The following is a 12819-nucleotide window of genomic DNA, read 5'->3' on the forward strand; positions in this document are numbered from 1 at the left end:
CCTTGTGTTTTTTAATATTAAATAAACATTTTCTTTATCTTTTCGGTTGAAAAATATGCTGAAAGAAGTATTTGTGATGTAAGTTATCTACAACCTTATTTGCTTGATATGTGCGTTGTTTTTCAATTCGAAGTCTTTGCTCCATCATTTTAATTGCGTGATCAGATAAACGTAACATAATACATTCTCCTTTTCTATAAATATAGGTGACTATTTGATATCGATCCCATATTTATAATTAAGGAGGCAAAATGTGTAACATAGGCAAAAAGCACCTTCCTCTCCCATTACGCTTACGAGGTTAGCTGTCGGACTCGGGAAGTGAGAGTTTCCCTACTTAAAAAAGATTCGCCCCAAGTAGCATAGCTACAAAAATGGTTCCCCCGCTCCAAAATTTGGACTCAGCAAAAGGTTTTATAAAGTAAAAAATAACATAAAGGAGCGAACAAGTCAAATTATTTTGTGTATTCTGTCTTTTTTAATTGCGTAAGAATCATACCGTCAGGAAGTATTGTATCTGATACTGTAATGAATCCGTGTTTTTTATATAAAGTAATAGCAGGGGTATTCGCTTTACCTGTTTGTACAATGTATGCCATTGAAGAGGGAAACATGTTAAATATATAAATTAGGAGTTTCGTTGCGATTCCTTTTTGAAAAAAATCGGGCGATACAACTAGCCTATGGATATCGATTAGTTTTTCTTCTTGTACAAAAGAAATAAAACCGACAAGTTTATTTTCAGAAAAATATCCATAGAATGTTTCAACGCAATTTTGAATATCGTTTACAGTATCATATAAACGAGGTATGGCAGTACTATTTAAGTAGTCTGCTTCAACTTTATAAGCTGGAATTTGAACCTGTAAAATGGATGTTGCTACTTCAAAAGAAGTGGAATTTAACTTAAGAATCATAGACAATGAAGCCTCCTTTAAATATGGTATATGAATATAATTGCTTTATGGGTGAGTTTGACAATATTTTTCTTTTTTGCATATAATATATGTATCTCCATATGTAAAATAGTAGTAAATATATTTCTATAGTGAAATATGATTAGCAATGATAAATACATATGTTTGTATTAAATCATACAAACTATAATAGAAATGGAGGACTAAAAATGGGATGGATTATCACATTAATAGTTGGTGCTATTATAGGTGCAATTGCTAGTTCTATAACAGGTAAAAATTTCCCAGGTGGTATGTTCGGAAATATTATCGCAGGTTTATTAGGTGCTTCGTTAGGTGGTAGATTATTTGGATCCTTTGGGCCATCATTTGGTGGGATTCATGTCGTGCCGGCATTATTAGGTGCAATCGTGTTAATTCTTATTGTATCATTTGTAGTGAAAGCTGCAAGGAAATAGAGATATAGATTATGATGAAGAGCCCTGAATAAGGGCTTTTCATCATTCGAAGAGGTGGTTTCGTTGGAGAAAATAAATATAAGAAAAAGAGATAAGTTAAGAAAGTTTTTTAGAGAACAAAATTATTTGGCGGTATTACTTGGATTTGCGTTATTGTTCATTAATATTTTATTGCTAACAAAAATATCATTTGTTTTTACACCGTTTATCGTATTTTTAAAAACAATTTTCTTCCCAGTACTATTAGCAGGCGTGCTATTTTATATTTTGCATCCATTCGTTTCGCTTTTAGAAAAGAAAGGTGTTTCAAGAATCGTATCGATAGCTTCCATATATTTAATCGTACTAGGATTATTTGTATTTTTAGTTGTAACGGTTATCCCTATTATTAAAGATCAAATTGATGCATTAATTGATAACTTACCGTATTTTGGCCATGAGATTGAACAAGCAGCACGTAGATTCGGGGAAAGTAATTTACTCGGTAAAATTCAGGAGAATTTAAATATTAATGTTGCGAATATGGTAAAAGAATACACAGTTGATTTTACAAAGTCATTATCATCAGTAACTGGGAATGTAACTGGATTTTTGAGTACTGTTACAGAGGTTGTTTTGACATTTGTAATGGTTCCATTTATATTGTTCTATCTTTTAAAAGATGGTGAGCAATTGCCGAATCACTTTTTAAAGTTTATTTCAGAGCAAAGACAACCAGCAGCAATGAGAATACTAGATGATATGCATTATGCGATTAGCTCGTATATTAGAGGTCAAATTATCGTCAGCTTATTTATCGGTATTATGCTATTAATTGGTTATCTTATTATTGGTATTAAATATGCGGTATTACTTGCGATTTTAGCGATGATTGTAAATATCGTTCCGTACGTAGGACCAATTATCGCGATTACACCAGCGTTAATTATCGCATTTATCGACTCGCCAGCAATGGTGTTAAAAGTAATTATCGTTATGATGGTTGTACAATTAGCAGAAGGTAAATTTATTTCTCCGCAAGTTATGGGTAAAAAGTTAGATATTCATCCGATTACTATCATTTTTATCATTTTAACTGCCGGAAACTTATTCGGGATTATGGGCATTATTTTAGCCATTCCAGGATATGCGATATTAAAAGTGTTAGTTACACACGGTTATAGATTTGTTAAGTTGAATACGTGAAAAAAAGCGCTAAAACAGTGGGAACTGTTTTAGCGCTTTTTTATTAACAATTCATTTGCATATTGGCGTGCCCATTGATCTGCTTCTAATATAGCATCTAGTGAAGGATCTTTTACGTTATGATGAGCTTCAACTGTTTTGTAAATTGTTTTTTCAATATCGAAAAAGGCAATTTCATTTTTTAAGAATAGCGCATTCGCAATTTCATTTGCTGCATTTAATACAGCGGGAGTAGTACCACCGATTTTGCCACATTCATATGCGTATTGTAGACAAGGGAACTTCTCTAAATCTGGTTTTTCAAAATGTAAACTACCGATTTCTAATAAATTTAATTTTTCATAGGAAGAAGGCAGCCGAGTAGGATAGTGAAACGCATATTGAATCGGCATTCTCATATCAGGAGCACCGAGCTGCGCCATAACTGATCCATCAATAAATTCTACTAAAGAATGAATGATACTTTCTTTATGAATCATTACATTAATTTTTTTATATGGAATATCAAATAGCCATCTCGCTTCCATTACTTCGAACCCTTTATTCATTAATGTGGCAGAATCAATCGTTAGTTTTGCGCCCATTAACCAGTTTGGGTGCTTTAAAGCATCTTTTGCTTGTAATGTTTGCATTTCATCACGTGTTTTATCACGGAAAGCACCACCGGAAGCTGTTACAATTAACTTCTCAATCTCTTTATTATTTTCTCCGTTTAAACATTGGAAAATAGCTGAATGCTCACTATCTACTGGAATTAAGCGACATCCGTTTTGTTTCGCTAGTTCAGTTACGATATGTCCAGCTGCAACCAAAGTTTCTTTATTAGCAATAGCGATATCTTTCTTCGCTTTTAATGCTTCAATTGTTGGAAGTAATCCTGAAACACCTACAACAGAGCTTAATACAAGATTTGAATCAGGGTGAGTAGCTACTGCAATTAAGCCATCAGTCCCGTGTGTGATTTTTGTATTTGCTGAAATACGCGTACGAAGCTTGTCTGCTAAGTCTTTTGTCGCAACGCTTACAATACGAGGTTGAAACGTTTTGATTTGTTGCTCAAGAAGATCGATATTATAATTTGCGGTTAAACCGACGATTTTAAAATGTTCAGGATGAGCTGAAACGACATCTAATGCAGATGTGCCGATGGATCCTGTTGAACCTAAAATTGATATATATTTTACCATGAAAAAACCTCCAAAGTTGTTTCGAATATTTCAACAAACCTATATAACATTAGACAATTGAAGTGGAAATTCCTGCTATATAAAATAGAAAATTAGGGTTTGTTTGGAAGTGAAATGTGATAAACTGTAAAAAATAACGAAAAAGCAATGAAAGAGAAGAGTACATATTCGAAACTTTTTAGAGAGCTGATGTGTGGTGGAAATCAGTAAGGGATGAATATGGAATGGGCTCTGGAGCTTCTAACTGAAATGAGTAGGTAAAGACGGTTACTTCACGTTATTGAAGTATGAAGTGAGCTAATGATAGCTAATTAAGGTGGTACCGCGGGAGTCTCTCGTCCTTTTTTAAGGATGAGGGGCTCTTTTTATTTTGAGAAAGGAGGAGTTAGTGTGAGTGAAAAAATAATGTTAACAGGAATTAAGCCGACAGGTTATCCGCATTTAGGGAATTATATTGGTGCGATTAAACCTGCATTACAAATGTCAAAGAATAATGAAGGAAGAGCATTGTACTTTATAGCTGATTATCATGCATTAAATGCTGTGCATGATTCAGAAAAGTTCAGCAGTTATACGAAAGAGGTAGCAGCTACTTGGTTATCGCTTGGACTTGGGGAAGATGTTGTTTTTTATCGGCAAACAGAAGTACCGGAAATTCTAGAATTAGCTTGGATTTTAGCTTGCCTAACTCCGAAAGGTCTTATGAACCGTGCTCATGCGTATAAAGCGAAGGTGGAGCAAAATAAAGAAGCAGGGTTAGAGGTCGATGCGGGAGTGAATATGGGGTTATACACGTACCCGATTTTAATGGCAGCTGACATATTATTATTTCAAGCTACTCATGTACCAGTTGGAAAAGACCAAATTCAACATATTGAAATTGCGCGTGATATTGCGACGTATTTTAATCATACATTTGGCACGACATTTACACTACCGGAGTATGTAGTGCAAGAAGAAGGAGCTATTTTACCTGGTCTTGATGGAAGGAAGATGAGTAAAAGTTACGGAAATGTAATCCCATTATTTGCAGAGCAAGAAAAACTTCGAAAGTTAATATTTAAAATCAAAACAGACTCTTCACTTCCAAATGAACCGAAAGAACTAGAAACCTTATTTACAATTTATAAAGAATTTGCGACAGAAGACGAAGTACAGTCATTACGTGAAAAATATGAGACTGGAATCGGATTGGGCGATGTGAAAAAAGAGTTGTTTCGCGTTGTAGATCGTGAGTTAGCTGGACCTCGTGAAAAGTACGCAATGTATATGAATGAGCCGGATTTATTATATGAAGCATTAGAAAACGGTGCTGAGAAGGCACGCGCTATTGCGAAGATAAATTTAGCAGAAATTAAAAAACGGATTGGATTTGAGAGGGAACGTTAAGCGTTCCCTTATTTTTTTAGATAATCTGTAATAATCTTCTCGATAACAGGAGGAAGATTATTAGGTAATTCATCAAGTGAAAAGAAGCGTAGTTCTTTTGATTCACTTTGATCGCATACAAGTTCACCATAAAATTCTCGGCAAATATAAACAACGAGTACACCGTGTACTTGATCGCCATTTGGATAGATTTGAAAGAAATCTGGTCCTGAGTATGTACGGAATAGTTCTGGATTTTTAATAATAAGTCCAGTTTCTTCAAACACTTCTCGTTTTAAAGCATCTTCTAACGTTTCGTTATATTCTAAGGCACCGCCAATAATGCCCCAGCGGTTAAAATCTGTACGGAGCTGCAGCAATACTTCATCTTTTTCATTTAATATAATGGCGTGTGATCCTATTAGAATAAGTGGATGATTTCCTACTAGATTTCTCATATCTTCAATATAACCCATGTCATTGCTCCTTGTATTTAATAATAGTTAGGAAGTTCTTTTAACATTCTTTCTGTTTTACGTGCTGTAAAGGCTAAGTTATGGTCATCTTTCGTTCTGAAAAATAATGTGCGTAAAAAGGTTTTAATATTGGCACATAAAATACAATACTCATTAAGCGAAAGGCGTTTTCTAATTTGAGGAAGCCTTTTTATTTTTTTATGAATAATAGAAATTAAATCGTTCTGAGGAAAATCATGATACAGCATTGCTAGTAATGGAGTAACAATGCGTTCATCTTCGTTATTATGAAAAAGGTCAGATGGAATAAAGATTTTATTTAATAAACAATGAATTAATTCTTCGTACCATTCAAAAGTTGTATACGTATTATGAACAATTTCAGTAAAGGCATCAGATACATGAGCAAGACAATGAGCCCATCCTTTATTTTCAATATAGCCCCGAAAATCCGTTTCTAAGTTTGTGTATGTAATGAGTTTATTTTTTATTTCTTCGATATCCTCCTCTGTACAAAAGTAGTGCGAATTAGCGAATTGGAGTATTAACGCAATTAACGAAACAGTGTAAGAACGTGTGAAAACCCCATCTGTATGTGGGGAGTAAATGTCACAATATAAATACTCATCACTTAAACAAGTTTGCAGAAGTAATTTCAGCTGATCGTCCATAAGGAATTCATGATGAATGAAATGCGCAAAACATTTATATATAAGTTGGTAACGAACGTAGCTATCAGTCGTTCCGATATACTGAAGCATGTTCAAAGTTAACTCATTTACGTCTATATGTTGCAGTTGCGTGTAGTCATTTTGTTGTATAAGCTCTAACTGTTGTTGCAATGCTGTAATATCCAATGGAGAACCTCCTCCGCACTTTAAAGATGCGATCTTTTCTAGTATTCTATATATTCAAGGACAATCCTGCTCATGCAAGGAGAACGATTAGAAATTCGAGTATGATATAGATGAGGGAAGAATATGACGACGATAGAACAGTTAGAAAAACATTTTAAAATAAGAAGAAGTGCTTCTTCTATTATGATAAAAGAAAATAATGCAGAGGTTTTTACAGAAGAGCAATTAGAAGAGATGGTGCAATATTACGTTGCTGAAGCTAAAAAAGATGGATTAGAAAAACTACATTTTGAAATCTCTTCAAAAAGTCCAAATTATGATGTGTATAAAAAATGTTTTGAAACGTATTCATTTGAATATGTTACGGAAAACATGATTGTATTTAAAGATATATACGAAGTAGAAGATGTAGAAAGTGAAATTGATTTTAAGCTTATTGAAGAAGTTGGAGAAGAGGCTTTTTATTCACTGTGGAATGAAGCAACGGGAGAACCAGTCGCTCATGATCAATTTGTGCATATGATGCTAGAAGAAATTGGTGAGCAATGGAAAGAACATTGCTTAACAGCGAGTGTCGATGAAAAGCCGATAGGAATTGTAATCCCGCATATTGAAAGAGGTACGTTAGAAGAAGGAAAACTTATGTACTTCGCAGTTACTCCAAATGTGCGTAATAAGGGATATGAAGCCGCATTATTTGCAGGTGCGATGTTTGTCTTAAAGGAAATAGGTGCATCTTATTATATTGGTGAGACAAATATGCAAAATGAGTGGATGAAGGATGTTTTTGAAAAGAACGGATGTCAGCTGCTTAGTTCAACTGAGAGATATGTGAGAAAGTTTTAGGAGGATGAATGATGTATACTCTCGAACTCGTATAGCGGGAGGGGACTATATATGTTAAAGCAATCCATGCATTCATTCGTGTTATTGTATCCAAATGTATTGTTAGAAGGCTGGAATGTTGAAAAAGTTTCAGAACGTTATGAAGGTGAAAAGTGGGGAACTTTTTGGTTTCAGGTTGTTACTCCAACTGGGATGTTTCGAGTAAAGGAATTTTTTCTCGATATAATGGAACCAGTATTTCCGGATAGCTGTATTTCTCAAGCAAAAGGAGATTGTTTTCAATATAAAGGGCTTGTGTATTGGAAAGGTGTAAATTATAAAGGAAAAGAAAGTTACGTTACATCTATATGGAAAACACAAGTTGAAATTTCTGTTGATCATGGATATGTAAACCAAGACGAAATGGAACGATTTCTATTTGAATTACAACCAGTAAATATGGAGCTTGGGAAAACGATATTACATACATCATTTCACTTATTAAGCTTTCAAGCGAAGAGAAGTGAAATGGGTGAGATAGGAAGATGTAGAGAGTGGAATGCTCCAGATGACGTATCCTATGTAAATTTGTTAATTCATGAAAAACTAAATTGGAAACTTGAATCGGTCGGTTTCGGAAATGACGAAACGCAGTATGTATACTGGGACGAAGTTAATAAACTATATGCACTTTGGGTTTGTAGACATAAAAACAAAGCGTATTATCCTATTTCTTCATGGACAATGAACTATGGCCCAAAACAAATTATAAACGGGTTAGAGTTTTATTCGCACCCTAATCGCGGAACAGTTGTATACGAAGATTTAGGTAATGAACAAATCGCATACGTATTTCGCGGTAATCCATGTACAAATTTTGAACAAGTAAAAGAACTTTTTGCCTGTTTGTAAGATAAAAAGAAAAATGAGAACGACAAAGTAGATATTTGTATAATACAATAGAGTGAGATTCGATTATAAGAGAAAGCGTTGGTGAAAGAATGGAGCAGCAAAGAAATTGGCTACAAGCAACTGTAGAAAGAATTGAAGATAATACGTTACAAATAAAGTGGGCAAATAATATAGAAGAAGTTCGTATTTATTGGAGTACTTCACCAGATCATATTGAAGAAAATGGAGAACTACTTGCAACTGTAAATGGAGGATTATCATATACAATTGAAAACCCGAGTGAAAATGAACGTCCATATTTTAGACTAGTAGGAAGTAATGGACAAGCAGTGACAGTAGCTGAGCGTAGATTGCCATTACAAGGTGCGTTTAACTTCCGTGATATGGGTGGATATGAAACGAGAGATGGACGTAAAGTGAAATGGGGCAAATTATACCGTTCTGAAGAATTAGCAGGACTAACAGAGTGGGATATCGACTATTTACAAAAGTCTGGTTTAAAGTTAATTTGTGACTATCGTACAGACTTTGAGGTAAAGCATAAGCCAAATCCTGAGATTACAGGTGCTCGTCAAGTGTGCTTACCAGTTATGCAAGACTTAGCGAAAGACTTAAATATAAATGAGTTTTTCCAAGTTGGTGACCTTTCTATGTTAGGAAAACCAGGTGAGTATCTTGTGAAAATGAATCAAGATTTCGTAAGTGGTAACGAGGCGTTCGTAAGCTTCTTAAACTTAGCGCAAAACCCGGAAAACTTACCGTTAGTAAACCATTGTACAGCTGGGAAAGACCGTACTGGATTTGGATCAGCATTATTATTACTTTTACTAGGTGTACCAGAGAAAACAGTAATGGAAGATTATTTACTAAGTAACGGTTTCCGTGAAAAGTTAAACGAGAAAATGATGGCCTTTTTAGGTGCAAAACTACAAAACGATGAGAGTAGAGAGATATTAGGTGCGATGTTTGAAGCACGTGCTGAATACTTGCAAGCTGCGATTGGTGAAATTCAAAAGCAATACGAATCAGTTGAAGCATACGCTGAAAGGGCTCTTGGCTTTACGAAAGAGTCGTTAGAGGAAATGAAAGAGTTATTACTAGAAGATTAATAAGTAAAAGGAGGCTGAGCGGATTAGCCTCCTTTTACTTATAGCGTAGTTGAAAATAGAAGATAATGGTGTATTCAATAAAGAGCAGGTTAAGCGCCTCATAATGAAATATATAAACTTATATTACTATCGTGTTATTATGTTAAGTGACGGTAAAGTCGTGTGATTTATAATGATTTCTATAATGAACTATAGGGAAAAAGCAAGAAAATGTCTATGTATTTGATGGAGGGTTATCATAATAGAAAGGAAATTAGGAGATGGGGAAATCAATAAAAAGTGAATTAATAGGATTGTTTACCTTTAATGAGACATGTAAAGCATATCAGCAAAAAAATGGGGAAATACATTGGCAATTGGATATTAGAAATGAATATGTAGATGTTAATGAGATGATTAAAAGGGCAGAGAAGCTTTTTTTATGTATAGAAGAATTTGATAAAAAGGCTAAAGTAGCCATAGCAGAAAAATTGATAAATTACAAAAATGATTTTTGGCCTGAGTATGATGAGAATGATGAACATTTAAATTGGGATGCTGTAGATGCAGGAGAATATGATATAACGAAAGAAAAATTTGCAAAAGCAATTACGCTCTATGAAATTGAAATTAGAGAAAATGATATATACTGTGAATATCATGATGGAGATTTATTTGGTGGACACATGATACATGCCTATTTTAATAATGATTATAAGTTATTAAACGCAGAGGTGTAGTTTTAGTTATATAAAAATTGAATTAAAGTGTGCTTTAGTTAAAAGAATTAAATAAATTTTAAACAATGAGAACGAAGCTTTTAAAATAGGAATTGAGGAGAACATCATGAAATACAAAGTTATATTATTCGACGTAGATGATACATTATTAGATTTCCCTGAAACGGAAAGACACGCATTACATAATGCGTTTGTACAGTTTGATATGCCTACAGGGTATAATGATTATCTTGCAAGCTATAAAGAGATTAGTAATGGATTATGGAGAGATTTAGAAAATAAAATGATTACGCTAAGTGAATTAGCCGTAGAGCGATTTAGACAATTATTTGCAATGCATAATATAGACGTAGATGCGCAGCAATTTAGTGATGTATACCTTGAAAATTTAGGGAAGGAAGTACATCTTATAGAAGGCGCAGTACAATTATGTGAAAATCTACAAGATTGCAAGTTAGGTATTATTACGAATGGATATACGAAGGTGCAACAATCAAGAATCGGAAATTCGCCTTTATGTAATTTCTTTGATCACATTATTATTTCTGAAGAAGTTGGTCATCAAAAACCAGCACGTGAGATTTTTGATTATGCGTTTGAAAAGTTTGGGATTACAGATAAATCAAGCGTACTCATGGTTGGAGATTCGTTAACTTCTGATATGAAAGGCGGAGAAGATTACGGCATTGATACGTGTTGGTATAATCCGAGTTTGAAAGAGAATAAGACGAGTGTTAATCCGACTTATGAAATGGAGAGTCTTCTACAAATTTTAGAAATTGTAGAAGTGGCGGAAGAAAAGGTAGCTTCATTTTAATTGTGCTGATATTTGTCGAAAAATCGATATATTGAAAAAATCGTTGATATATTGTAAGTTGTGATAGATATATTGAAAAAATCGTTGATATATTGTAAGTTGTGATAGATATATTTGAAAAATCGTTGATATATTGTAAGTTGCGATAGATATATTTGAAAAATCGCTCATATAAATTTATATACTAAGATATAGAACAAAAAAATAGAGCTACTATACAAGGTCATTCACGTGTTATAATGCGTGAATTAAATATACGTATATAAATAGTTTCCTAGCGTGATGCGATGTCATGTATGATTAGTGTAACAACTAGAGGTGAATAAAGAATGTTAACGTTTTTATTTGAGTTAGACAAGAATCTCCCGCAGAAGGATGAGCCACGGTATGATGCTTATTCAAAGGGCTTTATCGAAGGAGATGTAACGATTTGCGCGAGTGACAGCGTATTTTTTCAAAAATCATGTATGAAGGTTGCAGAGCTGGGCATTTATTTAGGACAGTGGATGGAACAAGTGCAACATGGGCAGAACGTGCCTATGAAATATGAAACGGCTGACCGTGAAGAGGTAATTCTTGGTTTCTTCTATGAAGAGGATCATAATCAATGGAATGTTTTTTCCAGCTGGCAAGAATTTGAACTTCAAGAGCGTATAGCTACTACAACATTAATAGAGAGTGTTCAACGCTATTTGTATGAGTTAAATAAAGAACTGCGCATGATAGAATATCCTGTGACGTTTGATCAGTACTTAAGAGGAGAGCAAATGATGCAGCTCTCTTACAAACGACCGTGTGATAGCAAAGCAGATACGACACCGATAGAGGTTTATAATGGAAGTGAGCAAGTAGGTGTAGTAAGGGGCTATTATAAAAATACGCTGATGAGAGTGCTGGATTTTATTCCGAAAATTGGTAGTAATATTATTTATGAAATAAAGGATAGTAAGGACAATATTCGCGTCATTGCAAAGGATGTAAGTAGGCAGCGCCAAAGAAGGATTTTAGTAACGTACAAAGATAATCATGATGCAGAGCATGAAATACTTGTATGTGACGGAAAGTTATTGGATGCAAATTTCTTATTTACCTTTACATATAAGGCAGAAGAATATGTTGTTCATAAAACTTCATTTGGAATGGGAAAGTTATTACGAAAGGGCTATGTAATTGCAGATTGGAATATTCGTCTTGAGGAAGATATGTATTACATTGAGATGAATGTATATGATGAAGATTACATGCAGGATCAATACTTACTATTAGGCGTATTTCATGCGGTTTTATATGGATAATCAATGAGAAATACCGTCATTCTTCTTGGAAAGAATGACGGTATTTTTTATTTATCCTCAAAAATAAAAATCTCATCAATCGTACTATGTAGTGCCTTCGCTATATCGTGAGCAAGTTGTAAGGAAGGATTGTATTTACCTTTTTCGAGATGACTAATTGTTTCACGTCGCACACTAACGCTCTTTGCTAAATCTTCTTGTGTCATGTTCAATTTGGCGCGGTATTCTTTTATCTTCGTTACGAACGCCATGGTGCATCTTCCATTTCATCAACAGGTTTATCATAAAAGAACATAGAAAAACCGAATGTAAGAATGAGTGTGCCGAAAATAAGAGCGATATCAATTTCTTGTAGCGCCGGGTTTGGAAATAACATTTCAATAAACATAATGATTGCGGTAGTTAGTAACGTAACGATAAATGCATTGCGGCACGATTTATTGACAATTTGTTCAAACAGTTCATCGTGTTGAACTGTTCTATACGATGTGAAAAAGGAGAAGAAACAGAACATAGTAAACAATCCTTTTTCATAAAAAAATCCGAGGAAACCGAAGAAACCGAGAAATCCTAAATATTTTATCCAAGTTGTTTTCATGATAGGTCCTCCTTACGTTGTTAGAAATAAGTCACGTTATGTTACAAATATATCACAATTGGATAGGAATGGTAATAATAGTTTTCCAGTTTGCTT

General features: G+C 34.1%; 16 protein-coding genes, 1 riboswitch and 1 other annotated feature. Of the genes, 9 read left to right on the forward strand and 7 right to left on the reverse strand.

The window, feature by feature from the left end:
- Window positions 1-34 precede the first annotated feature (34 nt).
- Complete coding sequence (locus tag DN401_RS29720) at window positions 35-178, reverse strand: hypothetical protein (RefSeq protein WP_000945243.1); 144 nt, start codon at window positions 176-178, stop codon at window positions 35-37.
- Between the two features lie 96 nt (window positions 179-274).
- Window positions 275-417, reverse strand: a riboswitch (cyclic di-AMP (ydaO/yuaA leader).
- Window positions 418-455: 38 nt separating this feature from the next.
- Window positions 456-917, reverse strand: a complete 462-nt coding sequence (locus DN401_RS05365) for a GNAT family N-acetyltransferase (RefSeq protein WP_000601228.1) — start codon at window positions 915-917, stop codon at window positions 456-458.
- A gap of 209 nt (window positions 918-1126) precedes the next feature.
- On the opposite strand from DN401_RS05365, the gene DN401_RS05370 reads away from it, so the two are divergent.
- Both DN401_RS05370 and DN401_RS05375 read left to right on the forward strand, forming a co-directional pair.
- Window positions 1127-1375, forward strand: a complete 249-nt coding sequence (locus tag DN401_RS05370; protein ID WP_000539733.1) for a GlsB/YeaQ/YmgE family stress response membrane protein — start codon at window positions 1127-1129, stop codon at window positions 1373-1375.
- 63 nt (window positions 1376-1438) lie between these two features.
- Window positions 1439-2560 carry an AI-2E family transporter gene (locus tag DN401_RS05375; protein ID WP_000411484.1) on the forward strand — a complete coding sequence of 374 codons (1122 nt, stop codon included), beginning with the start codon at window positions 1439-1441 and terminating at the stop codon, window positions 2558-2560.
- 29 nt (window positions 2561-2589) lie between these two features.
- Here DN401_RS05375 and DN401_RS05380 read toward each other — a convergent pair whose 3' ends face one another.
- Window positions 2590-3747 carry a 1-deoxy-D-xylulose-5-phosphate reductoisomerase gene (locus tag DN401_RS05380; protein ID WP_000241787.1) on the reverse strand — a complete coding sequence of 386 codons (1158 nt, stop codon included), beginning with the start codon at window positions 3745-3747 and terminating at the stop codon, window positions 2590-2592.
- Window positions 3748-3885: 138 nt separating this feature from the next.
- Window positions 3886-4093, forward strand: a binding site (T-box leader).
- 44 nt (window positions 4094-4137) lie between these two features.
- Between DN401_RS05380 and DN401_RS05385 the strand changes: the two genes are divergently transcribed.
- Window positions 4138-5136 carry a tryptophan--tRNA ligase gene (locus DN401_RS05385; protein ID WP_149287622.1) on the forward strand — a complete coding sequence of 333 codons (999 nt, stop codon included), beginning with the start codon at window positions 4138-4140 and terminating at the stop codon, window positions 5134-5136.
- Between the two features lie 8 nt (window positions 5137-5144).
- Here DN401_RS05385 and DN401_RS05390 read toward each other — a convergent pair whose 3' ends face one another.
- Entirely contained in the window at window positions 5145-5591 is a 447-nt protein-coding gene (locus DN401_RS05390; protein ID WP_000540459.1) for an NUDIX hydrolase, read from the reverse strand.
- Between the two features lie 17 nt (window positions 5592-5608).
- Complete coding sequence (locus DN401_RS05395) at window positions 5609-6448, reverse strand: DUF2785 domain-containing protein (RefSeq protein WP_000355451.1); 840 nt, start codon at window positions 6446-6448, stop codon at window positions 5609-5611.
- Between the two features lie 123 nt (window positions 6449-6571).
- Between DN401_RS05395 and DN401_RS05400 the strand changes: the two genes are divergently transcribed.
- From DN401_RS05400 to DN401_RS05430, 6 genes are all read left to right on the forward strand, one after another.
- Window positions 6572-7294 carry a GNAT family N-acetyltransferase gene (locus tag DN401_RS05400; RefSeq protein ID WP_000207419.1) on the forward strand — a complete coding sequence of 241 codons (723 nt, stop codon included), beginning with the start codon at window positions 6572-6574 and terminating at the stop codon, window positions 7292-7294.
- 51 nt (window positions 7295-7345) lie between these two features.
- Window positions 7346-8185, forward strand: coding sequence for a hypothetical protein (locus DN401_RS05405; RefSeq protein WP_002198007.1), 840 nt, complete (start codon window positions 7346-7348; stop codon window positions 8183-8185).
- 89 nt (window positions 8186-8274) lie between these two features.
- Window positions 8275-9294 (forward strand): tyrosine-protein phosphatase, encoded by a 1020-nt coding sequence (locus tag DN401_RS05410; protein ID WP_000437797.1) that lies wholly within the window; start codon window positions 8275-8277, stop codon window positions 9292-9294.
- A 260-nt stretch (window positions 9295-9554) separates the two neighbouring features.
- Window positions 9555-10013 carry a DUF2262 domain-containing protein gene (locus DN401_RS05415; RefSeq protein ID WP_000520299.1) on the forward strand — a complete coding sequence of 153 codons (459 nt, stop codon included), beginning with the start codon at window positions 9555-9557 and terminating at the stop codon, window positions 10011-10013.
- Window positions 10014-10119: 106 nt separating this feature from the next.
- A complete protein-coding gene (locus tag DN401_RS05420) occupies window positions 10120-10830 on the forward strand; it encodes a YjjG family noncanonical pyrimidine nucleotidase (protein WP_000875911.1) in 711 nt (236 codons plus the stop codon).
- A 329-nt stretch (window positions 10831-11159) separates the two neighbouring features.
- Complete coding sequence (locus DN401_RS05430) at window positions 11160-12125, forward strand: tubby C-terminal domain-like protein (protein ID WP_000955099.1); 966 nt, start codon at window positions 11160-11162, stop codon at window positions 12123-12125.
- Between the two features lie 47 nt (window positions 12126-12172).
- Here the strand turns inward: DN401_RS05430 and DN401_RS05435 are convergent, their stop codons facing one another.
- Window positions 12173-12376 (reverse strand): helix-turn-helix transcriptional regulator, encoded by a 204-nt coding sequence (locus DN401_RS05435; RefSeq protein WP_000896308.1) that lies wholly within the window; start codon window positions 12374-12376, stop codon window positions 12173-12175.
- Window positions 12364-12723 (reverse strand): DUF3796 domain-containing protein, encoded by a 360-nt coding sequence (locus tag DN401_RS05440; RefSeq protein WP_000859213.1) that lies wholly within the window; start codon window positions 12721-12723, stop codon window positions 12364-12366. Before DN401_RS05440 ends, DN401_RS05435 begins: the two co-directional genes overlap by 13 nt.
- Window positions 12724-12819 lie beyond the last annotated feature (96 nt).

The organism is Bacillus sp. BF2-3 (genome assembly GCF_008368795.1).
GTDB classification, from domain to species: domain Bacteria; phylum Bacillota; class Bacilli; order Bacillales; family Bacillaceae_G; genus Bacillus_A; species Bacillus_A cereus.